Consider the following 24,133-nt stretch of genomic DNA (forward strand, 5'->3'; position numbering starts at 1 on the left):
CACCGTGTCTGACATGACACACCGTAACCATTCCAGTACGTTTGGTCACGCCCCGTCATCTTGCCGCCAACCGCTAGGAGATGCCGGTGATCGACCAGCTCTGGATCCAGCCCCCGCTCGCCTTCGCCCGGCTGGGCCCCTCCCCGAAACCCTGCGACAACTACCGCTGGGGGAGGAGCGACCTCACTCCGCGCGGTACCGGCAAGACCACGGTGGAGCCGCAGCCCACCCTCGACCTGGCCGCGGACGGCACCCTCAGCGAGCGGATGCCGCAGAAGGTCCGCTTCAAAGACGAGGCCGGCTGGCGGCCCGTCTGCCCCTACTTCGAGGTGCACGGCAGCTGGACGGTGAACGGCGAACGCCACACCGGGCCGCTGACCGAGGAGGTCCTTGCCCGGTTCGGGCTCGGACTCGGGGACGTGCGCTGGCAGGTCAGCGTGGCCAACCTCAAGGCGCACCACCTCACCGAGAACGACGACGACCGGATCGAGGCGACCGTCCGGGTCCGGGGCGACGACCACCAGAAGCACCGGCTGGCCGGCGCCTCTCCGCAGGGCGGCACCCGGCCGCTGGTCCCGGCGGGCCGGAACCTCCCGCTCGGCGCGGTGCAGGTGCCCGTGCCCAACGCCGCACTGCCCGAGCTGCGGCTGCGGTTCACCCCCGGGACCGGCGCCGTCTACGGGCCGACCACCCTCACGGACGCCAGCCGGTACCGCATCCCGGCGGAACGGCGGATCCTCAACCCCGACACGGAGTGGGTCGGGTTCCGGCTCCCCAGCGACGACGTCCGGACCGCCCCGCGGGGCCTCTTCGCGGGCGCCGAGGGCCAGCGGGCCGTGGGCCTGGTCGACGACGTGTGCGACGGGCTGGTCACGGTCGGGCTGCCGGGCGGACTCACCGCCTCCGCCCGGGTGGTGGCCTGCCCGCCGGTGTTCTCCCCCGACCGCAGGCCCTTCGTCTCCGTGGCGGACGGGCTCACCGACCGGGTCCGGCGGGGCGATGTGCGCACGCCCGCCTACCTCGCGGACAAGCAGCAGACCACCCAGGAGATCCGCGACCTGTTCGAGCGGATCCTGGAGACGGTGGGCAACATCAACCTGGACGTGCAGAACGGCGCTTTCGGGGCCCTGCCCCCGGTGGAGACCCTGACCGGCGTGCTGCTCGGCCTCACCGAACAGGCGCGGCGCCGGCACCGCCGGTTCGTGGCGCTGGAGATGCTGGAGGACCTCTTCCGCGAACGCCCCGGGCTGATCCGGGAGATCGTCCGGGAGCCCGTCGCCGACCCGCAGGGGGCCGGGGGGTACAACGGCCGGATGCCCCCCGACATGCGCGGCGCGGACGGCAACGCCCTGCACCTGACGCGCCGCCAGTACGACCTGCTCGTACGATGGGCCGCGGCGCTGCGCGAGAACACGGAGGCGGGCACGTGAGCGTGCTGCTCCAGATCGGCCGACGGCCCCCCGAGCCCGCCCGGCCCCCCGAGCCCGCCCGGCCCCCCGGTCCCGGCGACGGGCCGCCCGGACCCGCCGCCGAGCTGCGTGTGTTCCGCAGCGCGCACGGCGCCCACCTGTTCGTCGCCGACGGCAGCCGCGTCTACGACCTGCCGGAGGAGACGGCGGCCCGCCTGGAGCGGTGGACGGCCGTCCCCGAGGGCGACCTCGCCGACCTGGCCGAGGAACTGGCGCTGCCGCTGTGGCCGGAGCGCCGCATCGACGGGACACCCCCCGAGCCTCCGCCCCTCTCCTCGATCTCCCTCAACGTGATGCAGGCATGCAACCTCAGCTGCGGCCACTGCTACGCCGACGAGGGCCGCTTCGGCGGGTCCGCCCGGGCGATGCCCCGGTCCACGGCCTTCGCCGCCGTGGACCGGCTGCTCGCGGAGGCGGCGCCGGGGGCGGACGTGGTCGTCGGGTTCATGGGCGGGGAGCCGCTGCTGGCGCGTGACCTGGTCCACGAAACGGTCCGGTACGCCGAGCGTGCGGGGGCCGCCGCCGGGCACCCGGTCCGCTTCGCCCTCACCACCAACCTGACCACCGTCCGCCCCGAGGACGCCCGGCTCTTCGCCGAGCACCCCTTCACCGTGACCGTGAGCCTGGACGGCGACCGGGCCGGGCACGACGCGCTGCGCCGGGCGCCGGGCGGGGCGAGCGCCTACGACCGACTGCGCACCGGCCTCGCGGTGCTGGCCCGGCACGGCCGGCCGCGGCAGCTCAGCGCACGGGTCAGCGTCACCCCGTACACGGGGCGGCTGCTCGACGTGCTCGAGCACGGCATCGGACTGGGCTTCGACGAGGTGGGCTTCGCCGCCGTGGTGAGCGCGCCCGACCCCGCGTACGAGATCACCGCCGAGACCTTCGGCGGCTTCCTGGAGCGGATGGTGGAGTGCGGCGAGAAGGCGCTGCGCGAACTGTCCGCGGGGCGGCACTACCCCTTCGGCAACTTCCAGACCGCCCTGCGCCAGCTGCACCGGGGCACCCACCGGCCGTATCCCTGCGGCGCCGGTGCCGGGTACCTGAGCGCCTCCGCCGAGGGCGGGCTGTACGCCTGCCACCGGCTGGTGGACGATCCCGCGTTCGCCATGGGATCAGTGGCCGGCGGCAGCGACCGGGCAGCCCGGCAGGCGCATCTGAACGACCGTCACGTGGACCGCGCCGAGCCCTGCCGGTCCTGCTGGGCCCGCTACCTCTGCGGCGGCGGCTGCCACCACGAGGTGAGCCGCCGGGGGCGCCCCGGCTGCGACTACATCCGCGGCTGGCTGGCCTTCTGCCTGCGCGCCTACGTCGAACTCTCCCAGGCCGCACCCGAGTTCTTCCACACCTCGCCCGGGGCTGCTGCCGCTGCCAGTGCCAGCACCGTCTGAAGGAGCCGCCGTGCCCGATCTGCCGACCCCCACCGGGAAGATCTTCCCGCGCAACCTGACCGCCCGCGCCGACCACGTCGTCCACGGCAACCCGGCGAACACCCGCCCCGAGAGCGGCGTCGACAACTGCTTCCCGGGGCTGGAGTTCGACCAGCGCAACATGGACAAGAGGTTCTTCCCCGGCCTGACGGTGGATTTCCACCGCCAGGAGGGCGCCCGGGTCATCGCCGTCACCGGCGGCGTGGCCGCGGCTCAGGGCCTCACCGACGCGGACCTCACGGGACCCGGACAGCCCCTCTACCTGCGGGGTCTGTGCGGGCGTACGACCGTGGACCAGCCCGAGACGGCCGCCCCGGCCATCGACGCCCGGGGCAAGAACGGCCTGGACGTCTGGCGGCACGTGCACGACCTGCTGCCCGGGCGGATCGCCATCGTGCTGGGACCGGGCCGCGGCGTCGACTCGCCAGGGCTCGGCTCCGTCGGCAACCTCAACCAGATCCGGACGGCCGACGGCAGCTTCGTCGACCGGGGCCCGAACGGGCGGGTCAGGCTTGCGGTCCTGGTCGCCGACCGGGCCCGTTTCCTGGACGAGGAAGGGGTGATCGACCCGGAGGTCTACGAGCCCGGGGACCTCACCCGCAGCATGTGCGCCCCCTGGCAGTACGACTTCCGGGACTGCATGTGCTTCTACTGGGCCGCGTCCAAGCCGGACGTCTCCAGCAGCGCGGACGGCGCCGTCCCCCAGATGAACTTCCTGCGCGCCGACCGCACCCCGGCGGCCGACCGCGACGACGACGCCGACGACGCCCGGCGGTCCCTGGAGATGGACTACCCGGACGTGATCGCCGACTGGAACGTGCTCCCCGTGGTCCTCAACGACCGCGAGAACGACAGCATCGGCAACCCGGCGCCGCCGGCCGGCGCGGCGCTCAGCCGGGCGCAGGTGATCGAGCAGCTGAAGAAGCTGGCCAAGGTCGAGCACGCGCTGTGCATGGAGTACCTCTTCGCCCACTACTCGCTCAAGGCGCCCCGGGCGCTGCCCCCGGGCACCTCACCCGACTCGCTCCTCGCGAAGACCCACGCGGCCGCCCATGAGGTCTTCCAGGTCGCGGTCGACGAGATGCGGCACCTGCGCTGGGTCAACGAGGCGCTGGGCACCCTCGGTGAGGCACCCGTGGTCGGCCGGGCGACGACGATCGATCGCGACGGGCCGCACACCGTCGAGCGGCGGCGGCTGACCGCCGCCCAGCTGGACTGGTTCATCAGGGTCGAGGCGCCCAGCCAGGTCTCGGGCACCGGCGTGGACGGCATGTACGTCCAGCTGCACCAGACCCTCATCAAGCAGCCGCCGCCGTTCCCGGAGGCCGACCGGCTGGCCCACCTGGTCAAGCTGATCATCGACGAGGGCGCGGACCACTTCAAGCGCTTCGCCGCCGTCAAGTTCCACCTGTCGCCCTTCAGCGAGTCCCAGTACCTGCGCACTCTCGGGGCGGGCGACGGGTCCCCGCTCCAGAAGCAGCTCCTCGATCTGAGCGACCAGTACTACGCGATCCTGCTCGGGCTGCTGCGCAGTTCCTTCGCGCTCGGCGACCGGGCGGGCGGGGTGCTGATCGGCCAGTCCCGCACCGTGATGGAGTTCCTGCACCAGACGAACCACTTGCTCGCCTCCCGCGGCGTGGGCCCCCGCTTCACGCTGCCCGCCGAGCTCGGGGCCGAGGCCGGCCCGATGGCCGACGGCCAGCTCACCCGACAGGCGGCGCTCGCCGCGATCCGCGCCCACCAGGCCATCCGGCCCCTCGGCGACCCGGCGGCGCGGGCCCTGGTAAACGCACAGCAGCCGCAGACCGAGGCCCTGCTCGCACTGCTCGACGCATGAGCGAGGTCGTCGCCCTGACGGGGTACGGGCTGGCCGAGCTGACCTGCGCCCGGCTGCTCGCAGGGCGAGGGCACCGGATCCGGTTCGCGCCGGAGTCCGCCGCCCCTGCGGGCCCCCGGCCGCTGCTGCTGACCGGTCCCACCCTGGAGCTGCTGCACTCCCTGTGGGGCGACGGGCTCCTCGACGGCACCTGGCAGCTGAGCCACCGGGAGGTCTCCTGGGGCGAGGAGCCCGCGGCGCGCATGGCGCAACCCGCGAGGGTGGTCGACGGCGCCGTGCTGGCCACCCGGATACGGGGCCGGCTCGGGCCGGGGCGGCGGGGGAGCGGGTCGCCCGCGTGGACGGTGTCCGCCGCGCCCCCGGACGCCGCCCACCGGCAGTGCGGGCGGCGCCGACTGCTCGCCGGCACCGCCCCGCTGCGGCCCGGCGCCGACGATCGGACGGCCCGGCTGGCCACGGCGGCCCTGGGCTGGGTGCAGCTCACCCCGCTGGGCGGGGGCGGCTGCCTGGTCCAGGCGATGGTCCCCGGCCCGGTCGGCGACCCGGCCGCGCTGCTCGCCCGGCTCCTCGCCGAAAGCGGCCTGGACCGCGTACTGCGCCGTCCCCCGGCAACCGCGGCCGCCATCCCGGCGGCTCCCCGGCTGCACCCGGCACCGGCCCGGCCGCCGGCCGACGGGACCGGCGGACTTCTGACAGTGGGCGCCGGCGCGCTGCGCTGCGACCCGCTCAGCGGCACCGGCACCGCCCAGGCGCTGCGTACCGGAATCCTCGCCGCCGCGGTGATCGACGCGGCCGCCGCCGGTGCCCCGGCGGGGGCCCTGTGCGCCCACTACGCGGCCCGGCTGGGCGCCGCCTTCGCGGAACACCTGCGCAGCTGCGACCGGCTCTACGCCGCGGCCTTCCCCGATCCTGCCTGGTCGGACGAAACGGCCCGACCAGCCCCCGCCGAGTGGTCGAACGGGAGCGGACCCAGCACGTGAGCGCCGCCTACCGAGCTCCCGGTTCAGGCGCGTGTGGTGTCGCGGTCAGCCGGGCAAGGGCTGCCCGGCCTTCGTTCCGAGAGAGAGGCCGGGGAGAAGCAGGCCTTCCTCACACTACGGAGAGCAGGTCCACCACGAAGACGAGCGTGGAACCCGCCGGGATCAACGGCGAGGGGGACTGGTTGCCGTAGCCGAGGCGCGGGGGAATGATGATCTCGCGCCGACCACCGACCTTCATCCCCCTGAGTCCCCGGTCCCAGCCCTTGATGACCCTGCCACCCCCCACGGCGAACTTGAACGGCTCGCCCCGGTCCCAGGAGGCGTCGAACTCCGTTCCGGACTCGAAGGTGACCCCGACGTAGTGAACCCGGACCACCCTGCCCGGCTTCGCCTCAGGCCCGTCCCCGACGACGAGGTCCCGGATCGTCAGCTCCTGGGGAGCTTCACCCCCCGGAAGTTCGATCTCGGGCTTCGTCAGTTCACTCATCGCCGCCTCATTGCTCTCCGCCGGAATCCCTCGTACAGACCAGCCGGGCGCATGGTCACTCCATGCAGTAGATGATCACGCTACCGAGAACGCTGATCGACCGAAGTACATCAAACCCCACGGAGCACGGCGTGGCGTGACCGGGCGTGCTACGTCTTCGGTATGGCCACGGCGAAGCCTGAGCTGAGTCCGCCGAGCCCCCGGGCGCCCGGTGAGTCTTCTGCTCCGGCGGGTGCTGCCGGCGCCGGTCACCGGCGTGCGGGCGTTTCGCCTGTGGCGGCGGGGAAGAGAGTGCTCTCCTGCGACACCGCGTGGCGCGAGGCACACATGGTCACGTCCCCGGACGAGGTGGTGTACCACCTGCACGGCCATCACGGGCTCCTGCCGCGCGTGGCCCGTGAGGGCGGTCCGTGACCCTGGCGAGGCGGAATCACCGGTCAGTGTCGCAGGGACGTGCCGTCTCTCACGACGATCACGGCGTGCAGAGCGGAAGCCCGGCGCACCCACCGGACCGTCGAGGGCGGGCTGTTCGACTACGGTCACCCACAGCGGGGTCAGGATGCTCGCCGCGGCCGGCGGCGACCGCTGGGCCCACACCGAACCGCTCCTCACCCCCGAGGTGCAAGACTCCGTGCAGGAGGCTCTTCGACCACGCGCCGCCATACAGCGCCTCACGACGGCCCCGTCCGGCACCCTGCCCCACATCGCCTCGAACGCTTCCCGGACACCGCGACCTGGCCGACCACCGTCCGCCCGACGATCAAGAGCGGCTGAGCTGCGCGCCGCATCGACTCGACCGCGCAGCGCCCGCCGACCGTGAGCCGCGGTCAGTCGACCTGCAGCTCGCCCATCCGGCTCCAGCCGCCGGCGCCCTCGATGGTGGTGCTGACGATGTCGGGCGTACGGGTGACCAGGGGACGCATGGTCTCCAGCGCGGTACGGAAGTGCTCGGAGGTGACGTGCGCTTCTGCGGCGCCGTCCTGGAACGCCTCGACCAGGACGTAGGTGTCCGGCTCCTCGAGGCTGCGGGACCACTCGAACCACAGGTTGCCGGGCTCGGCACGGGTGGCGCGGGTGAACTCCGCGATCATCTCGGGCCACTGGTCGACGTATTCGGGTTTGACGGGGAATTTCACCACAATGAAGATCATTCGAGCATTGTAGGCACCCCCGAGTCGGTCATGTCCCCCTTCGTGGTGTAGCCGATCACTCGGTGGGCGCGTTGGTGGCGTTGGGTGGTGCGGGGGCGCTTTTAGGGAGCTCGGTGGGGTAGATCTCGTCCATGCTTCCCTCGGGCAGGTAGCGGCGGGGGAAGGCGATCCATTCGTCGTGCAGTTCGAAGAGCACGGCTGTGACCAGTCGCAGGAGGGCGTCGTCGTTGGGGAAGACCTGGACGACGTCGGTGCGGCGCTTGATCTCGCGGTTGATCCGTTCGAGCGGGTTGGTGGACTGGATCTTCTTCCAGTGCCGTTCCGGGAAGGCCGCGAAGGCGGTCAGGTCGTCCTTGGCGTCCAGGAGCATCTGTTTGACCTTGGGGAACTGCTTGCCGAGCATCTCGGCGACGGTGTCGAGCTGGGTGCGGACCGCGTCCTGGGTGGGCTGGGCGAAGACTGTGCGGATGGTTGCGGCGACCATCTCGGTCGCCTCCTTCGGAATCACCGCGAAGACATTTCGCAGGAAATGAACACGGCATCTCTGCCACGCGGCGCCGAGCATGACCTTGCGGATCGCCTTGACCAGGCCGGAATGGCTGTCGGACAGGACCAGGCGGACCCCGGTCAGGCCGCGTTCGCGCAGGGAGCGCAGGAACTCGGCCCAGAACGCCTCGGTCTCGCTGTCGCCGACCATGACGCCCAGGACCTCGCGGCCGCCGTCCTCGGTGATCCCGGTGGCGACGACCACGGCGCGAGAGACGATCTGGTGGTTCACGCGTGCCTTGCAGTAGGTGGCGTCCAGGTACATGTAGGGGAAGCGGGTGTGGTCCAGCGGCCGGGTGCGGAAGGCGGTCAGCGGCTCGTCCAGGTCCGCGCAGATCCGGGAGACCTCGCTCTTGGAGATCCCGGTGTCCGCGCCCAGGGCCTTGACCAAGTCGTCCACCGACCGGGTGGACACGCCATGGACGTAGGCCTCCACGATGACCGCGTACAGGGCCTGGTCGATCCGGCGCCGGCGCTCCAGCAGGCTGGGGAAGAAGCTTCCGGCGCGCAGTTTGGGGATGGCCAGCTCCAGGTCGCCGGCCTGGGTGGTGAGCGTCTTCTCGCGGTGCCCGTTGCGCAAGGCGGTACGGGCCTCGGTGTGCTCGTTCCAGCCGGCACCGATGTGGGCAGCGGCCTCGGCCTCGATCAGCTCCTGCAGCATCCGCTCGGCGATGCCGCGGACGAGTTCGAGTCCGTCTGCCGAGCGTAGTGACTCCAGCAGGCGTAATAGGTCAGACTGGGACAGGGCCACCTCGCACCTCCGTTGTTGAACTGGCCGTTCAATACGGAGAGTTGCATGGTGGCCCACCTCATGCGCAGAGAGCGCGAGCCCTCCGCGGGTGTGCGCCCGGCGAGCAAGCCCGCGCACACCTCACCCTTGATCGGCTACACCACGTGGCGGGACGCCATCCCCGAGTCAGGACGTCTTGCGGTAGGGGACGTCGGGGATGTGGGTCTTCCATCGCTCCTCGGTGAGGGCGCCAGACTTGGCGCAGAGGTTCCGGCTTCGGATCGCAGCGGCCGGAGTCCGGAGCTCGGGGCGCAGCGGGCCAGGTGCGTTTGGTCCCGAGGCCGTCGACGAGCACCGTCTCCGGTCGTCTCGCCGGTACAGCGGCCAGGTCCGGCTCCGCCTACCCCGCGCAGCGGTACTCGCAGCGGGCCGACGGCACCAGCTCAAGGCCTCGGGCCGTCGCCTCGGTCTACGGACGGCCGTGGCGCTCGACGGGCTGCCCGGGCGGTGAGGCTGCGGAGCGGGTGCCCTGTACTCGCCGCACATGCTTCAGGTTGCGGGTGTGGCCGTCGTCTGTTCGTCGGTCAGGCGGGCCCGCCAGGCGCTGACGTAGTCGTCGGGCATGGACGCCAGGCGGGCGATTTCCCCGTCGCTGCGCCCATCGGACCAGGCCAGGATCCGTGTCACGGTGCGGTTCCGTGCCGCGCGGAAGTCCTTGAGCATGTTCTCGAGGCGTTCGACTTCCTCGGCTTCGCGGACGAGCTGCTGGTCGACGGCGGAGCGTTCCTCGGCGCGCAACCGGCGCAGATGGGCGTCCAGGCCCGTCAGGACCAGACCCTCCTCGTGCGCGGAGTTCTGGAACCCTTCGGCCAAGGCCGCCAGCACGCAGTCGGGGACGTCGGCGAGGGTGGCCCCGGGGGGCTTGGCCGCCTCCCAGGTGCCCCGACCCGCCTCTGTCTCTCCAGCCAGACGCGGGCGTCCGTCGGAACACGGTCGCCGCACGCCTGCGCGCGGTAGGCGTACAGGGCGGCACGGTGGCCGTAGAAAGTGAAACCGTCCTCGATCTGCCGGTCGGCGGCGCGGCACATCCGCCCCGGTACACCGCCGTAGCCGCTCTCGGGACTGTAGTCGGCGTAGGCATCGAGTTCCGCGTCCGTGGCCAGGCCCCAGGAGGGATCGCACAGACCGGGGTTCATGGCGAGGAACGCGCCGACCTCGACACGCCAGGCAGGGATCGGTGTCGTGCGCAGCCGGGGCCAGCGGAGATCGCCGGAGGGGTCGAAGGTGTGGGTCGCGGCCTGCTCGATGTCGTCCCAGGCGGTGGCGGCCTCGGCCGACCACTCCAGTTCGTCGTCCGGTCCGATGCGGTGGATGGAGTCCACGAGCCGCTGCACGGCGGGGAGTGTGCGCAGGGCGAGCGCGTGCAGTTCCTCAGCGGTGAAGAAGCGCCAGGAGCAGCCGCGCTGTTCGTCATGGGTCAGGTGGCCGAGCAGCTGCACCATGCTTCCGGAGGCCGGGACGGCCCCGTCGCCGAGTGCCCTGCGGGGGAGGCCGGGGAGCTGGCTGCCGAGGTCTTCGGACGGGGCCCGCCAGTCGATGTCGCCGAACCATACGGCGCCGTCGCGTGCGTCCACTGCCAGCCACTGGTGGTAGCCCGCACCCGGGCCGTAGCGCTGCTCCTGCTGCTCGGCGTGCTCGTCGTGCCATACGTACTCGGCCGGAGGCGGGTCCAGCTCCACGGCCATGAAGCCGTCCTCGGGGCGGTAGCCGGTGAGGACGCGGGCCGTTCGCGGCGCACTGTCGGCGGCGGTCATGAGGGGTTTCCTCTCGCTGGAACGTCAACCGCCGCAAACGTAGGGCGCCCGCCACACAATAGTTTAACTTTCAGCCATCGCGTCCGGTAGTCGGACAAGCCGGGAGACCTGGCGTCACCACCCGGTCTACGCGCGTGCGGCCGCCGTCAACTTGGCGCATTTCGCGTGGGTTCACGCTCCGTTCACCTGCGGTAGCCGCCCGCCGCAGCCTCATGCGAGCGCGGCCAGCGCTTGCGCGGCGAGCATCTGCTCCAGGTCCAGGACGGCGCGCGGGGCGTGCCGGGTGTCGATGCGGACGGCGTAGATGAAGCGCGTCAACTGCGGCTCGGCCAGGGGGCGGGCCACGACCTGGGTGTTGGCGCGGGGCAGGGCGAGTTGCGGCATGACGGCCACGCACAGGCCTGCGGCCACGAAGCCGAGCACGGTGTTGAAGTCGTCCCCCTCGTATTGCAGGCGGGCCTGGAAGCCAGGCGTCTTGGCCATCTGGGAAAGCAGTTCCAGGCGCAGTGCGGCCTCCGGAGCCGCGATCCAGGTCTCGGACGCGAGGCTGGCCAGGTCGATGACCTCCCTGTCGGCCAGGCGGTGGTGTGCCGGGATCACGGCCACCACCGGATCCCGTGCGACCAGCGTCCGGCGCAGCATCCGGGGCGGCGGGACGGGGATGAAGTCGTAGTCGTAGCTGAGGGCCAGGTCCATGTCCCCCCGCTTGAGCCGGTTGTGGCAGGCCTCGGGTTCCAGTTGGCTGAGGCTGACCTGCACGTGAGGGTAGGCCGCGTGGAGTTGGGCCAGCGCTTGCGGAACGATGCTGGTGGCGGCCGAGGCGAAGGCGCCGAGCCGGATCCGTCCGGCCGTACCCGCGCGCATGGCGTCGAGTTCCACCGATGCCGTCGCCAACGCGTTGCGGACGCCCTGCTCGGCGTCGAGAAGTACTTCGCCAGCCGGTGTGGCGCGCACGGGCCGGCGCTCCAGCACTCTCAGGCCCGTGCGGCGTTCGAGTTCGGCGATCTGCTGGGAGACCGCGGGCGCGCTGTAGCCGAGCTCGCGTGCGGCGGCGTTGAAGGAGCCGTGCCGCACGACGGCTTCGAGGGTGGCGAGCAGGCGGGGGTCGAGTCCGTGCACGGAGTTAAGGCTCACTTATCTGTCGCGAAGATGTGTTTTCTTGTGATTGCGGATGAACGCCAGCAGGATTCTGCTCGCGGCAAGAAAAACGCAAGCCCGCGTTGCCGGGGCGTGACCGCCGCTCCCCTTGCCGTCGCGGTGCCCCTCCGCCAGTGCCCCGTCCGTCTTCTGCCGCAGCCCGCCGCGGCCGGGGACGTCTGCCGGGGCGGGTGTGGATCCGGCCGTAGACGATCACCTCGCATGCCCTGAAAGGAAGTGGTATGCCCCAGCCACCACTCATCGGACTCACCACCTACCTGGCCGACGCCCAGTGGGGCGAGTGGGACCTGCCCGCCGCGGTGCTGCCCGCGGCCTACGTCGGCTGTCTCCGGGCGGCGGGCGGCCGCGCCGTTCTGCTGCCGCCGGACGCGCCGGAGGCCGCAGCCGATGTGGTCGAGCGTCTGGACGCGGTCGTCCTGACGGGCGGTGAGGACCTGGATCCCGCCCTGTACGGTGCGCTGCCCCACCCGCGCACGGGGCCGCCGGTCCGCGAGCGCGACCGGTGGGAACACGCTGTGCTGGTCGCCTGCCTCGCCCGCGACATACCCGTGCTCGGAGTATGCCGGGGAATGCAGCTGATGAACGTGCACGCGGGCGGCACCCTCATCCAGCACCTGCCCGACAGCGTAGGCCACGACGGCCACAACCCCTACCGGGGCCACTTCTGCGCCCACGCCGTCACCACCGTGCCGGGGACCCGGATCGGCGCCCTCCTGCCGGGGACCCGCGGGGTCGCCACGCATCATCATCAGGCGGTGGATCGCCTGGGCGCCGGGTTCATCGTGGCCGCCCGTGCGGCGGACGGCACCGTCGAGGCGATCGAGAGCTCCCGGCACCGCTTCGCCGTGGGCGTCCAGTGGCACCCGGAGATGGGTGTCGATGCGCCGCTCGTGCACGCCTTGGTGGCGGCTGCGAGTTCCGCCGCGAGCGCCGAGCCTGCTCGGGTGGCCAGCCGGAAGGTGCGCCCGGTACGAAGCCCGCCGGGCCAGACTTTCCCGACACAGGTGTCTTGACACCCTCCTGGCGCAGCCCGCAAGATCGCAGCGTGAACCTGTCAGACAGCCAGACAGGTGGCGTACCGCGGCGCGTAAGCGCGATGGAAGCGGTCTTCGGCCACCTGCGCAGCGCCATCGAGCGCGGTCAGTACGCCGTGGGCGACAAGCTCCCCTCCGAAGCCGAGTTGTGCCGGACCCTTGAGGTCAGCCGGCCCGTGTTGCGGGAGGCGCTCCGAGCTCTCCAGGCCATGGGCCTGACCGTCTCCAGGAGCGGCAAGGGCACGTTCGTCCTGGCGAACACGGTCGAGGACCCCACCTTCGGCGACTACGCCGCAAGCGACCTGCTCGAGGTGCGCCGGCACGTCGAGATTCCGGTCGCCGGGTACGCCGCGCTGCGCCGCACCCCGGAGGACCTGGACCATCTGGGCCACCTGCTCGACCGGATGGAGCAGGAGATCGACACCACCGCGTGGGTGGCGATGGACACCGTCTTCCACCTGGCGGTGGCCGAGGCATCCCGCAACCCCGTCTTCCGCCGCGTCATCGAGGAGATCCGCGACGCGCTGGCGCGTCAGTCGACCTTCCTCAACGAACTCGGCGGCCGGCGCGAGCAGTCCAACTGCGAGCACCGGGCCATCCTCGAAGCGCTGGTCGACGGTTCCGAGCACGACGCGGTGGAGGCCATGTCCCACCACCTGCTGCGGGTCGAGACGACCCTCACCGACATCGTGCGCCCCCAGCGCACGGACACTTCCACGGAAGGCAGACCCGAGGCGTGAGCGAGCAGTTCCTCAAAGACGAGAAGCGCCCCACGGCCCGTCATGTCGACGCCGGGGACACCGGCTACAGCAAGTCCTTGAAACCCCGGCACGTCAACATGATCGCCATCGGGGGTGCGATCGGCACCGGGCTGTTCCTCGGCGCGGGCGGACGCCTCGCCGAGGCCGGGCCCTCCCTGTTCGTCGCCTACGCCGTCTGCGGCGTGTTCGCGTTCCTCGTCGTGCGCGCGCTCGGCGAGCTCGTCCTGTACCGGCCGTCCTCCGGCGCCTTCGTGTCGTACGCCCGGGAGTTCCTCGGGGAGAAGGGCGCGTACACCGCGGGCTGGATGTACTTCCTCAACTGGGCGACCACCGGCATCGCCGACATCACCGCCGTCGCCACGTACACCCACTACTGGCACCTGTTCTCCGATGTCCCCCAGTGGGTGATCGCCCTCATAGCCCTGGCCGTGGTCCTCACCGTGAACCTCATCTCGGTGCGGATCTTCGGCGAACTGGAGTTCTGGTTCGCCATCGTCAAGGTCGGCGCGCTGGTGGTCTTCATGGGGATCGGGATCTTCCTCCTGGTCACCCGGCATCCCGTCGACGGCGCCGTCCCCGGCCCTGCTCTGATCACCGGCAACGGCGGGATCTTCCCCAACGGCCTGTTGGCCATGCTGCTGATCACCCAGGGCGTCGTCTTCGCCTACGCCTCCGTCGAGCTGGTCGGCGTCACGGCCGGTGAGACCGAGAACCCCGAGGAGATCATGCCGAAGGCGATCAACTCGATCATGTGGCGTGTGGGCCTCTTCTACGTCGGCTCGGTCGTCCTGCTGTCGATGCTGATGCCGTGGAGCAGCTACAGCGCCGGCCAGAGCCCGTTCGTGACCGTCCTCTCCCACATCGGTGTGCCGGCGGCCGGCGGCGTGATGAACCTGGTCGTCCTCACCGCCGCCATGTCCTCGCTCAACTCCGGCCTCTACTCCACGGGCCGCATCCTGCGCTCGATGGCCGTCAACGGCTCCGCCCCGCGCTTCACCGCCCGGCTCAGCCGCACCCAGGTGCCCTACGGCGGCATCCTGCTCACCAGCGGCATGTGCGTCCTCGGCGTCGGGCTCAACTTCGTGGTTCCGGCGGATGCGTTCGAGATCGTGCTCAACCTCGCGGCCATCGGCATCCTCGCCACCTGGGGCATGATCATGGTCTGCCACCTCTTCTTCTGGCGGAAGACCCGTGACGGCGAACTGACCCGCCCCTCCTACCGCCTGCCCGGCTCCCCGTGGACCGAACTCGTGACACTGGCCTTCCTCGCCTCCGTCCTGGTCCTCATGTACGCCGACGGAGGAGCGGCGCGCACCACCGTGCTGTGCGTGCCGCTGATCGCCGCGGCGCTGGTCGCCGGCTGGTACGCCGTCCGCGGACGCGTGGCGCGCACCGCCGCGAAGAGCGAGGGCTGAGCCGGGCGGCGGGCCCGGCCCGTCCCCCCAGGCCGGGCCCGCCGCCGGCCACCCCGGTCAGCAGCAACCCACCACCGAACGAGGCAGTGATGCGCAGCAGTCTCCTCGCGGACGCGCCCGCGATCCGCGAGCCCCAGCATGTACCCGTCGCCCACGTCACCCGGGGCGGCGTGATCGAGGGAGTCCACTACGGCTCCGTCGTCGTCCTCGGCGGTAATGGCGACGTCCGGTTGAGCATCGGAGACATCGAGGCCGCCTGCTACCCGCGCTCAGCCCTCAAGCCGGTCCAGGCCCTCGCCATGGTGCGGGCCGGGCTGCCGCTCGACGGCGCCCTGCTCTCCCTCTCGATGGGCAGCCACTCCGGCGAGGAGCACCACCTCGCAGGTACCCGGCTGATCCTCGAACTGGCCGGCCTCACCGAGAACGACCTGCGCAACGTCCCCGACGTGCCGTACGCCCCGGCGGTCCGGGATGCCTGGGTGCGCGAGGGCCGCGGGCCTTCCCGGCTCGCCCAGAACTGCTCCGGCAAGCACGCGGCGATGCTGTACCTGTGCAAGCTGGCCGGCTGGCCCCTGGAGAGCTACCTCGACCCGGGCCACCCGCTTCAGAGGGCGATCGCCGAGGTCGTCGAGGAACTCACCGGCCAGCACATCGCGAACGTCACCGTCGACGGCTGCGGAGCCCCGCTGTTCGCAGTGTCCCTGCACGGCCTGGCCCGCGCCGCCGCCCGCATCGCCACGGCCGCTCCGGACACCGCCGGGCGCCGGGTGGCGGACGCGCTGCGCGTCCACCCGGAGATGGCCTCCGGCACAGGGCGAGACACGGCCCAGCTGATGCGCGCGGTGCCCGGGCTGCTGGCCAAGGACGGCTTCGAGGGCGTCCAGGTGGCCGCGCTGCCCGACGGCCGGGCCGTCGCAGTGAAGATCGCCGACGGGGCGGACCGGGCGCGCATCCCGGTGACGGCCGCAGCCCTCGCCCGGGCAGGAGTCGAGCCGCGGCTGCTCGCCGGGTTCGAGGGCGAGCCGATGACCGTCGGCGGCCGGCCCGTCGGCGGCATCCAGCCGGTGGCGGCGCTGAACCCGCCCAGCGTCCCCGCCACCGCCTGACTCCATCCCCTTTCACCACCTTGACCCACCCACCTCAGGAAGAGGGCCGCACACCCATGACCGCCGCCACCCGCAGCGAACACGACCTGCTCGGAGACCGCGAAGTCCCCGCCGACGCCTACTGGGGCGTCCACACCCTGCGCGCCACCGAGAACTTCCCCATCACCGGCACGCCCATCTCCGCCTACCCGCACCTGATCGACGCCCTCGCTTCCGTCAAGGAGGCCGCAGCCCTCGCCAACGAGGAACTCGGCCTGCTGGAGCCCGCGAAGGCCGCCGTGATCGTCGCCGCCTGCCGGGAGATACGCGGCGGCAAGCTCCACGACCAGTTCGTCGTCGACGTCATCCAGGGCGGTGCCGGCACCTCGACCAACATGAACGCCAACGAGGTCATCGCCAACCGGGCGCTGGAGCTGCTGGGCCACGCCAGGGGCGAGTACCGGCACCTGCACCCCAACGAGGACGTCAACCTCGGCCAGTCCACCAACGACGTCTACCCGACCGCCGTTCGGATCGCGACCGCCTCGGCGGTGCGCGGCCTGCTCGAAGCCATGGCCGTCCTGCAGGCAGCCTTCGCCCGCCAGGCCGCCGAGTTCCACGACGTGCTGAAGATGGGCCGCACCCAGCTGCAGGACGCCGTACCGATGACCCTCGGGCAGGAGTTCTCCGCCTTCGCCGTCATGCTCGACGAGGACCGCAGCCGGCTCGCGGAGGCCCTCGGACTCATCCACGAGATCAACCTCGGCGCCACCGCCATCGGCACCGGCCTCAACGCCCCGGCCGGGTACGCCGAATCGGCCCGCCGCCACCTCGCCGACATCACCGGGCTGCCCCTGGTCACCGCGGCCGACCTGGTCGAAGCCACCCAGGACTGCGGCGCCTTCGTCCAGATGTCCGGCGTCCTCAAGCGCGTCGCCGTCAAGCTGTCCAAGACCTGCAACGACCTGCGCCTGCTGTCCTCCGGGCCGCGCGCCGGACTCGGCGAGATCAACCTGCCGCCGGTGCAGGCGGGCTCGAGCATCATGCCCGGCAAGGTCAACCCGGTGATCCCGGAGGTCGTCAACCAGGTCGCCTTCGAGGTGATCGGCAACGACATCACCATCACCATGGCCGCCGAAGCCGGACAGCTCCAGCTCAACGCCTTCGAGCCGGTCATCCTGCACTCGCTGTCGAAGTCCGTCATCCACCTGCGCGCGGCCTGCCTCACCCTCGCCGAGCGCTGCGTGGCCGGCATCACCGCCAACACCGAGATGCTGCGGGCCACCGTTGAGAACTCCATCGGCCTGGTGACCGCCCTGAACCCGCACATCGGATACACCGCCGCCACCGACATCGCCAAAGAGGCCCTCGCCACCGGCCGGGGCGTGGCCGAGCTCGTCCTGGAGCGAGGTCTGCTGCCGGCCGAGCGGCTCACCGCCCTGCTGCGGCCCGAGGTGATCGCGGGAGCCGGAGCGGCCGGGGCCTGACGCGGGGCTGCGCCGCGGCTCACCGGCCGCGCACCTGGACCGTCCCGCGCCGCGGACGGCACGCTGTCGCACCGTTCGCCGTGCCGAGCGCCCACCTGTGGCGACCTATGGGAGCCGCTGGTGGTCAAGGGGTCGCAGGTTCGGATCCTGTCGTCCCGACCATGCGGAAACGCAGGTCGGAGGCCGTTCTCTCATCCGTGAGAGGGCGGCCTTTTCCGTGCCCGGAATGCTGGTGGTCGCATCTGGTCGCACGCCAGCTTCGGGGTTGGTCGGCGGTGGGGTGGAAACCGGTCGGGGCGGGGGAGCGGAGCCGGTGGAGGGCTTCGCGGAGGTGCTGGATGTGGTCGCGTGGTGGTCGCAGCCGTTCCAGCCAGGCTCGTCGGTCGTTTCGCTTCTGGGCCCGGGTGAGGGTGTGGTCGATGGTGTCGGCGGCTTCGCGGGCGGCTTGTCGGGTGAGGTGGCTGTAGACGTTGGCGGTGGTCGAGAGGGTGGGGTGCCGCAGGGTCTTGGAGACGACGGTGAGCGGGACTCCGGCGGTGATGGTGATGGTGGCGGCCAGGTGCCGCTAGGGCCTCTCCTTTGCGCATGCCGGTGTCGATGAGGAACTCGAACAGGTCGGCCATGTCCGGGTCTACGTGATGGCAGTGCTGGAGGAAGCGGACGGCCTCGTCCGCGGTCCAGATCCGTCGCTCGGGCGACGGTGGCCGGTGAAGTGTCGGGGGGCTGGCGGGGTTGTGGGGGAGGCGGTGCTGGCGGACCGCGTCACCGAGGGCGCTGGAGAGGGTGGCCAGGCACCGGTAGAGAGTGGTTCGGCCGCGGCCGGTGGCGAGCCCGCCGGTGACGAACGCGGCGATGTGCCGGTGCCCGAGCTCGTCCAGCTTCAGGGTGCCGAAGGCCGGGACGAGATCGTTGTGGACGTAGTCCCGGTAACGCGCCGTGGTCGTCTGCTTGAGCACGAGCGCCTTGGCGGTGAGCCAGGCCGTCAGGTAGTCGGCGACGCTCTGGTTCGGGTCTGCGTTGAACCCGCCGGCCTCGCCCTCGAGGAATCTGCGGAGTGCGGTCTCGGCTGCGTCGTGGTTGTCGAAGCCGCCCCTGCGCACGGTCGTCCGGGGGGCGTGGGGTCGGGACGTCGATGGCGAAGGTCCACGTCCCGTGGTCACTGTCAGCGAGCAGGTGCGGGCAGTGCGCTCCGAGCTGGTGACGCAATGTGTCGCGGCAGCCACACCTCGGTAGATGCGGCCGCGCTCGCCGGTGGTACGCATGGGGATCGCCTCCATCCAGGAGGCGGAGGAAAGGGCCGACGCCTCCAGTCTCGTGCGACCACATGCGACCACCACGATCCTCATACCGGCCGTGACCAGTGCGTTTCCCTTGTTCGCGCGCCAAGGCCCCTCCGGAGACCTCAGGAGGTGGGCGCCGTGGCTACCAGTTCACGTCGAGGCGTTGCGGACCGCGGAGGGCGGTGTTGAGGGGCCAGTTCTCTGGTCTGGTGGCTTCCGGAGTGGTGAGGGTGAGGCTGGGGAGGGCATCGGCGAGGGCGGTGAGTGCGTCGTGGGTGAGCTGGCGGGTGTAAGGGGCGCCCGGGCAGTAGTGGCTGCCGGCTCCGAAGGCCAGAGAGGGTGGCTGGATGGTTCGGTCGGGGTTGTGGCTGTCGGCGTCGGGCAGGCCATGGCGTTCGTCGCGGGCTGCGGAGGCAAGCAGGAGCAGGAGACGGGATCCGGCGGGGACGGGTGTGTCCCCGACGTGGGTGTCGCGGGTGGTGGCACGCAGCCAGCTGGTCAGCGGGGGGTCGTGGCGCAGAGTTTCCTCGATGGCTCGGGGCAGGCGTCCAGCACTGCGGAGGGAGTGCAGGGTGCCGGCCTTCAGCAGCTGGTAGAGGGTGTTGGTGATCAGCCGGGGGGTGATCTCGGCGTTGGTGATGAGGACTTCCATCAGGGTGGAGGCGACTTCGCGGTGGGTGAAGCGAGTGCCGTCGGTGTCCCGGTAGGTGAGCCAGGCGGTGACCAGGTCCTCGCCCGGGGTGCGGGCTCGTCGTTCGACGAGGGAGACGCAGTAGCTCCACAGGTTGTCGAGGGCATGCGCGGCCGCGAGTTGCTGCGGCGGGTCGAGGTCTCCCCAGACGAGGCCGGAGAGGGCGGTGGCCTGGACGGAGATCGCGTGCTGGTCCTGGCGCGGGATTCCGGCGAGGCGGCCGAGGAGGGCGGCGGCGAGAGAGCGGGCGTAGTCGGTGACGAGGTCGGCGGTGCGGGAGGGGCGGGCGGCCAGTGCGGCGGCCGCGGCGGCGGTCTCGCTGCGCAGCAGGTCCTGGTGGGGAGCCATGCGGCGGTCGGTGGTGGGGAAGGTCGCGTTCATCGCGCGGCGGAAGCGGGCATGGTGGGGCGGGTCGAGGGAGGACAGAACCGGTACGGCGCCGCTCTGCGCCAGTACGGCCTGCGCCTTCGGGCGGACCGGGTGCAGGGGGACGTATCCGAGGGCCACGGAGAACGTGCCGGTGGTGTCGCGCAGGACGGTGTCGATGTCCTGGTGGCGGGAGACGACCCAGACGTCGAGGTGGGGGTCGTGGTACACGGGGTGGTGGGTTCGCAGGTGTGCGTAGAGCGGGCCGGGTTCGCCGGCCCCGTGCGCGGTGATGGCGCCGGGCCGGCCCACCGGGCAGCGTGGGAACTCTTCGGCGGGGGGCGTGGCTGAGGTCGGCTCGGTGAGGGCCACAGGAGTGAGCGTGCCTTCCGGTGGGTCGTGGTCAGCGGGTCCTACGTTGTTGTGCGGGTTGGACGGGCCAGTCGTAAGGTCCAGAGATCCAGAGACGCCGGGTATGGCTTTCAGCGGGTTGCACTCGATGGTTACCGCCACCTGGCCGCCCGGCGTCTCACGACGACTCGGCCGCTGATTAGGAGCTGCGAGCCCTGCGGGGCATCGCTCAGTAGGACCACGCTGGCGAGGTCGTCCGGACCATAAGCGCACATCGAGCGACCGGAGGAACCCGTGGCCCGGATCTGGGCAGGAACGGACATCGGCAAGAGCCACCACCATTGCGTGGTCCTGAACGCCGAAGGCGAGCGACTGCTGTCGCGGCGCGTGCTGAACGACGAGCCGGAGCTTCTCTCTCTCCTCGGGGACGTCCTGGCTCTGGACGAAGACGTGGTCTGGGCCGTCGATGTCGCCGACAGCACGGCCGCTTTGTGGATCAGCGTGCTGCTCAACCACGGCCAGCGGCTCGTCTACATTCCGGGCCTCGCGGTCAACCGTGCGTCCGCCGGCTACCGGGGCATGGGCAAGACCGACGCCAAGGACGCCACCGTTATCGCCGACCAGGCCCGAATGCGCAGGGACCTGGCTGTCCTGCGGTCGGAAGACGAACTCACCATCGAGCTGAAGATACTCACCAACCGGCGAGCCGACCTGAACGCCGACCGCACCCGCCGGATCAACCGTCTGCGTGGTCAACTCAACACCATCTTCCCGGCATTGGAACGCGTCCTTGATCTGGGCAACGTCGGCCCGCTGATCCTGCTGACCGGCTACCAGACCCCGGCTGCCCTGCGGCGCGTCGGCCGCAAACGGCTGGAGACCTGGCTGCGCAATCGCAAGGTCCGCAGCCCCGAAACCCTTGCCGCAGCCGCTCTGGAGGCTGCCGAGCGCCAGGCCACCGCCGTCCCCGGGGAGAAGATCGCCTCGCAGGTGATCCACACCCTGGCGAAGGAGGTGATGAGCCTCAATGAGCAGATCGCCGAGATCGACAAGCTCATTGCGGCCCGGTTTCGCGAACACGACCTGGCCGAAGTGATCGAGAGCATGCCCGGCATCGGCCCCTTGCTGGGTGCCGAGTTCCTGGCCGCCACGGGCGGCGACATGAGCCGCTACGCAGACTCCGGCCGTCTGGCCAGCCTGGCCGGGGTCGCTCCGGTCCCACGCGATTCCGGCAACGTCAGCGGCAACCTGCACCGGCCCCGGCGTTACCACCGCGGCCTGCAACGCGTCTTCTACACCTCCGCGCTCATCAGCATCCGCAACTGCGACGCGTCGCGGCGCTTCTACGAACGCAAGCGCGGCGAAGGCAAACGGCACACCCAGGCCGTCCTCGCGTTGGCGAGGCGACGGGTCAACGTCCTCTGGGCCTTGATCCGTGACGGACGGTGCTACGAGCATGGACTCTCCGCTCCTGCTGCCGCTTGACAACCTCATTAGGAGGTGGTGCGGGGCGCGCGGGGGCGGGCGATGAGCATGACGGCGTCGTCGTTGACGCGGTCGGTGCCGGTGGAGAAGTGGACGCGCAGGGCGGGCAGGAGTGCTTCTCGCAGCCGTGCGAGACGAGGGTGGCCGGTGTGCCAGAAGTCCGCGAGCGCCTCGGCGGCGGCGCGGGCCCGGGACTCGGCGTCCTCCTCGGGGAAGACGACGTCCACGCGCGCACGGGTAAGGCTGATGTCCTCGAATCCGCGCTCGGCCAGGACACGGGCGGCACGGGTGAGCAGGTAGCCCTGGTGGTCGGGGGCCTCACCGGTCAGCGGAGCGCAGATGCGGTTCCACAGGCTGATCAGTTCGTTGTCGGGTGCCCCTTGAACGATGACGATCTTTGCTTCCGGGTGGGCCAGGTCGACGACTCGGGCCATCTCCGTCGCAGCCGCGACGGGGTCGTCGGTGTAGTGCAGGATCCACGTGGCCACGACGACGTCGACGCTGTCGTCGGGCAGGGGCAGTTGCTCCGCGCGGCCCGGCAGGACGGTCACCCCGGCGGCCGCCAGTTCCCGCATGCTCTCCACGCGCGCGGCGTGGGGTTCCACGGTGGTGCAGGAGCCGAGCCGGGCGGCGATCTCCCTCACGACGGCGCCGCTGCCCCCACCGACGTCCAGGACACGGGTGTTGGCGGTCAGGGTCTCGACGACGGGGGTGATGTCGTGGCGCTCGAAACGTGCCTCCAGCCCGAGCCAGCCCTGCTCGCTGAGCTCATGCGGCCCGCGGTAGGTCTCCGGGTGCGGATAGGGGCCGGCCAAGGCGTGCGGGGCAATGGCGGGGCCGCCGGCCTTGCGGGCGTAGAGGAAAAGGTGCTCCTCGGCGCCCATGCCGGGGAAGTCGGGGTGGAACACGCTGAGTTGCTCGTGCACGACAGTCAGCCCGGCTTCACGGAGCAGTCGCCCGTACGCCTCGGCCGGGTAGCTGGTGGCGCGGATGGTCTGTCCCATCCACTGGATCTCCTGCTCCTCGATGTCGAAGGGGACGGTCGAGAAGACGAACATGCCTCCGGGCGCCAGCCAGGAGGCGATCCGACGGAGGGTGGCGTCCAGGTCGGCGCGCGGCATCTGCAGCAAGGGGAAGAACGCGGTGATGGCGTCCCACTGTGCGGGGTTCTCCGGCAGGGCCCGGACATCGGCCAGTTCGAAGCGGGCGGCCGGCACCTGGGTGCGGGCGAGTTCGACCATCGTCCTCGAGATGTCGCAGCCGGTCACCCGGTGACCGGCTGCCGCAATGCGCTCTGCGGTCGGGCGTCCGGTGCCGCAACCGATGTCCATCACCTTCGCCCCCGCGGGAAGACGGGCCAACAGCCATTCGATGGCCGTCAACTGCTCTGGAAGGTGGCCGTAGGTGTCTTCGTACGTCTTGCCGAGGATGTCGAACGGCTGCGCCGCCTGTTCGGTTGATCCATCCCCCTGGAGAGGGAACGTTACGTCGTGCGTCGTCATGGCGGAGGGTTCCATTCCGGATCTGGTGATCAAGGGGTGAGCGGTGACATTACACTCCGTACGCAACCATGTACCAAACGTAGTGTGCCGGTGTACCGCCGGGCGCGCGCCTCCTTACGTGCCTCCCGCACCCGAGCGGAGACCCACCCATGACCGCCACCACCGACTCCACCCACGCCGCCTACTTCGCCTTACGCGACCGTCTGCTGGGCGAGCTGCGCACCACCGTCCTGAGCGGTGAACAATTGTGCGAGGCGGGACGGCTCATCTACGGCCGGCCCGACGGGCTCTCCCTGTACGGGATCCCCGCCCCCGACATGGCGGCTGGGGGGATCACCCTGCTGGGACGTACCACCATCGAGTGCTCGGTCGACTCCTACACCGCCCCCGTTGCCGACGCACTCGCCCGCCTCCAGGCCGGCACCCCGCCCGAAGGGCCGGACGCGGACACCCCGATCGTCGTGGACCTGTTCTGCGGCTCGGGCAACTTCGGCTACCACCTCGGCCGGCGCCTGCTCCGCCCCGTCCACGCCGCCGAACTGGACCCCGACGTCTTCGAGACCACGGCGAACAACCTGGACCGCATCGGCTCTGCGATCAGCCTGCACCTGGTCGACTACCGCGACCTGCTCGGCAAACTCCCCGCTCGAAGCAGCCACGACACCTACGTCGTCGAACCGCCCTGGGGTCCGGCCTTCACCGCCGACGGCCTGGACCTCACCCGCACCTCACCCCCCGTGCCGGAGATCCTCGACGACATCCGCCGGTCCCGGAACGGGCTGCCCTGCTACGTCGCGATCAAGACGAACGACCAGATCGCCCGCGACTCCCTCGACCGGTCCTTCGCCGGGTGGCTCCACCTCCAGAGCGTCACACCCGCCGCGGCTCTTCCCTACGGCGCCAACATGGACTTCCACCTCTACCGCCTCGGTCCCGGCGCCGACGGATAACACCTGACTCGCGGCGGTCCTCCTGGCCACCCGCCACCGGGCACCGTACGGGGCCGGCGCGCCGCGCCCCGCCCCCGGTCACCCGGAGGCGGGGTGACAGCACCATGCTCAACCCACTCGATCA

At 71.2% G+C, this 24,133-nt stretch carries 20 protein-coding genes; 11 read left to right on the plus strand and 9 right to left on the minus strand.

Annotated elements, in window-relative coordinates; genetic code table 11:
* The first annotated feature begins 86 nt into the window (after window positions 1-86).
* From OG332_RS38770 to OG332_RS38785, 4 genes are read left to right on the plus strand one after another with little or no spacing between them, the layout of a single operon-like run.
* Window positions 87-1,430 carry a hypothetical protein gene (locus OG332_RS38770; RefSeq protein ID WP_327417827.1) on the plus strand — a complete coding sequence of 448 codons (1,344 nt, stop codon included), beginning with the start codon at window positions 87-89 and terminating at the stop codon, window positions 1,428-1,430.
* Window positions 1,427-2,860: a radical SAM/SPASM domain-containing protein gene (locus tag OG332_RS38775; RefSeq protein WP_327417828.1), complete on the plus strand. Its 1,434-nt coding sequence runs from the start codon at window positions 1,427-1,429 to the stop codon at window positions 2,858-2,860. Before OG332_RS38770 ends, OG332_RS38775 begins: the two co-directional genes overlap by 4 nt.
* A 10-nt stretch (window positions 2,861-2,870) precedes the next feature.
* On the plus strand, window positions 2,871-4,736 hold the full coding sequence (locus OG332_RS38780) for a LodA/GoxA family CTQ-dependent oxidase (RefSeq protein WP_327417829.1): 1,866 nt from the start codon (window positions 2,871-2,873) through the stop codon (window positions 4,734-4,736).
* Complete coding sequence (locus tag OG332_RS38785; protein WP_327417830.1) at window positions 4,733-5,716, plus strand: hypothetical protein; 984 nt, start codon at window positions 4,733-4,735, stop codon at window positions 5,714-5,716. Before OG332_RS38780 ends, OG332_RS38785 begins: the two co-directional genes overlap by 4 nt.
* Window positions 5,717-5,825: 109 nt before the next feature.
* On the opposite strand, the gene OG332_RS38790 is transcribed toward OG332_RS38785, so the two are convergent.
* The 6 genes from OG332_RS38790 to OG332_RS38815 form a co-directional block, all read right to left on the minus strand.
* Window positions 5,826-6,203 (minus strand): FKBP-type peptidyl-prolyl cis-trans isomerase, encoded by a 378-nt coding sequence (locus tag OG332_RS38790; RefSeq protein ID WP_327417831.1) that lies wholly within the window; start codon window positions 6,201-6,203, stop codon window positions 5,826-5,828.
* Between the two features lie 827 nt (window positions 6,204-7,030).
* Entirely contained in the window at window positions 7,031-7,354 is a 324-nt protein-coding gene (locus OG332_RS38795) for a putative quinol monooxygenase (protein WP_327417832.1), read from the minus strand.
* A gap of 55 nt (window positions 7,355-7,409) precedes the next feature.
* Entirely contained in the window at window positions 7,410-8,651 is a 1,242-nt protein-coding gene (locus tag OG332_RS38800) for an IS256 family transposase (RefSeq protein ID WP_327411484.1), read from the minus strand.
* 528 nt (window positions 8,652-9,179) lie between these two features.
* Entirely contained in the window at window positions 9,180-9,503 is a 324-nt protein-coding gene (locus tag OG332_RS38805) for a hypothetical protein (protein WP_327417833.1), read from the minus strand.
* Entirely contained in the window at window positions 9,455-10,444 is a 990-nt protein-coding gene (locus tag OG332_RS38810; RefSeq protein ID WP_327417834.1) for a hypothetical protein, read from the minus strand. Before OG332_RS38810 ends, OG332_RS38805 begins: the two co-directional genes overlap by 49 nt.
* A gap of 210 nt (window positions 10,445-10,654) precedes the next feature.
* Window positions 10,655-11,563 (minus strand): LysR family transcriptional regulator, encoded by a 909-nt coding sequence (locus OG332_RS38815; RefSeq protein ID WP_327417835.1) that lies wholly within the window; start codon window positions 11,561-11,563, stop codon window positions 10,655-10,657.
* Window positions 11,564-11,823: 260 nt separating this feature from the next.
* Here OG332_RS38815 and OG332_RS38820 point away from each other — a divergent pair, with 260 nt between their 5' ends.
* The 5 genes from OG332_RS38820 (at window position 11,824) to aspA (ending at window position 17,384) form a co-directional block, all read left to right on the plus strand.
* Window positions 11,824-12,615 (plus strand): gamma-glutamyl-gamma-aminobutyrate hydrolase family protein, encoded by a 792-nt coding sequence (locus tag OG332_RS38820; RefSeq protein WP_327417836.1) that lies wholly within the window; start codon window positions 11,824-11,826, stop codon window positions 12,613-12,615.
* 32 nt (window positions 12,616-12,647) lie between these two features.
* Window positions 12,648-13,376 carry a FadR/GntR family transcriptional regulator gene (locus tag OG332_RS38825; protein ID WP_327417837.1) on the plus strand — a complete coding sequence of 243 codons (729 nt, stop codon included), beginning with the start codon at window positions 12,648-12,650 and terminating at the stop codon, window positions 13,374-13,376.
* Window positions 13,373-14,812 (plus strand): amino acid permease, encoded by a 1,440-nt coding sequence (locus OG332_RS38830; protein WP_327417838.1) that lies wholly within the window; start codon window positions 13,373-13,375, stop codon window positions 14,810-14,812. Before OG332_RS38825 ends, OG332_RS38830 begins: the two co-directional genes overlap by 4 nt.
* Before the next feature lie 89 nt (window positions 14,813-14,901).
* Window positions 14,902-15,918: an asparaginase gene (locus tag OG332_RS38835; RefSeq protein WP_327417839.1), complete on the plus strand. Its 1,017-nt coding sequence runs from the start codon at window positions 14,902-14,904 to the stop codon at window positions 15,916-15,918.
* Between the two features lie 56 nt (window positions 15,919-15,974).
* Window positions 15,975-17,384 (plus strand): aspartate ammonia-lyase, encoded by a 1,410-nt coding sequence (gene aspA / locus OG332_RS38840; protein WP_327417840.1) that lies wholly within the window; start codon window positions 15,975-15,977, stop codon window positions 17,382-17,384.
* Between the two features lie 191 nt (window positions 17,385-17,575).
* Here the strand turns inward: aspA and OG332_RS47985 are convergent, their stop codons facing one another.
* Together OG332_RS47985 and OG332_RS38845 are read right to left on the minus strand one after the other, a co-directional pair.
* The gene (locus OG332_RS47985) at window positions 17,576-18,730 is read right to left on the minus strand and encodes a site-specific integrase (RefSeq protein WP_442816276.1); all 1,155 of its coding nucleotides are present in this window, start codon (window positions 18,728-18,730) and stop codon (window positions 17,576-17,578) included.
* A gap of 76 nt (window positions 18,731-18,806) precedes the next feature.
* A complete protein-coding gene (locus OG332_RS38845) occupies window positions 18,807-20,093 on the minus strand; it encodes a cytochrome P450 (protein WP_327417841.1) in 1,287 nt (428 codons plus the stop codon).
* A 273-nt stretch (window positions 20,094-20,366) separates the two neighbouring features.
* On the opposite strand from OG332_RS38845, the gene OG332_RS38850 reads away from it, so the two are divergent.
* Entirely contained in the window at window positions 20,367-21,557 is a 1,191-nt protein-coding gene (locus tag OG332_RS38850) for an IS110 family transposase (RefSeq protein ID WP_327415308.1), read from the plus strand.
* A gap of 8 nt (window positions 21,558-21,565) precedes the next feature.
* On the opposite strand, the gene OG332_RS38855 is transcribed toward OG332_RS38850, so the two are convergent.
* Complete coding sequence (locus tag OG332_RS38855; RefSeq protein ID WP_327417842.1) at window positions 21,566-23,059, minus strand: methyltransferase domain-containing protein; 1,494 nt, start codon at window positions 23,057-23,059, stop codon at window positions 21,566-21,568.
* Window positions 23,060-23,208: 149 nt separating this feature from the next.
* Between OG332_RS38855 and OG332_RS38860 the strand changes: the two genes are divergently transcribed.
* Window positions 23,209-24,009 (plus strand): hypothetical protein, encoded by an 801-nt coding sequence (locus OG332_RS38860; protein WP_327417843.1) that lies wholly within the window; start codon window positions 23,209-23,211, stop codon window positions 24,007-24,009.
* Window positions 24,010-24,133: the final 124 nt, after the last annotated feature.

The sequence above is a fragment of the Streptomyces sp. NBC_01233 genome, from assembly GCF_035989305.1.
Taxonomy (GTDB): domain Bacteria; phylum Actinomycetota; class Actinomycetes; order Streptomycetales; family Streptomycetaceae; genus Streptomyces.

Excerpts from the sequence above, each read along its gene's own strand:
- OG332_RS38785 (WP_327417830.1), top strand. The coding sequence starts at position 4,733 with ATGAGCGAGGTCGTCGCCCTGACGGGGTACGGGCTGGCCGAGCTGACC.
- OG332_RS38790 (WP_327417831.1), bottom strand. The coding sequence starts at position 6,203 with ATGAGTGAACTGACGAAGCCCGAGATCGAACTTCCGGGGGGTGAAGCT.
- OG332_RS38795 (WP_327417832.1), bottom strand. The coding sequence starts at position 7,354 with ATGATCTTCATTGTGGTGAAATTCCCCGTCAAACCCGAATACGTCGAC.
- OG332_RS38810 (WP_327417834.1), bottom strand. The coding sequence starts at position 10,444 with ATGACCGCCGCCGACAGTGCGCCGCGAACGGCCCGCGTCCTCACCGGC.
- OG332_RS38820 (WP_327417836.1), top strand. The coding sequence starts at position 11,824 with ATGCCCCAGCCACCACTCATCGGACTCACCACCTACCTGGCCGACGCC.
- OG332_RS38835 (WP_327417839.1), top strand. The coding sequence starts at position 14,902 with ATGCGCAGCAGTCTCCTCGCGGACGCGCCCGCGATCCGCGAGCCCCAG.
- aspA (WP_327417840.1), top strand. The coding sequence starts at position 15,975 with ATGACCGCCGCCACCCGCAGCGAACACGACCTGCTCGGAGACCGCGAA.
- OG332_RS47985 (WP_442816276.1), bottom strand. The coding sequence starts at position 18,730 with ATGAGGATCGTGGTGGTCGCATGTGGTCGCACGAGACTGGAGGCGTCG.
- OG332_RS38855 (WP_327417842.1), bottom strand. The coding sequence starts at position 23,059 with ATGACGACGCACGACGTAACGTTCCCTCTCCAGGGGGATGGATCAACC.
- OG332_RS38860 (WP_327417843.1), top strand. The coding sequence starts at position 23,209 with ATGACCGCCACCACCGACTCCACCCACGCCGCCTACTTCGCCTTACGC.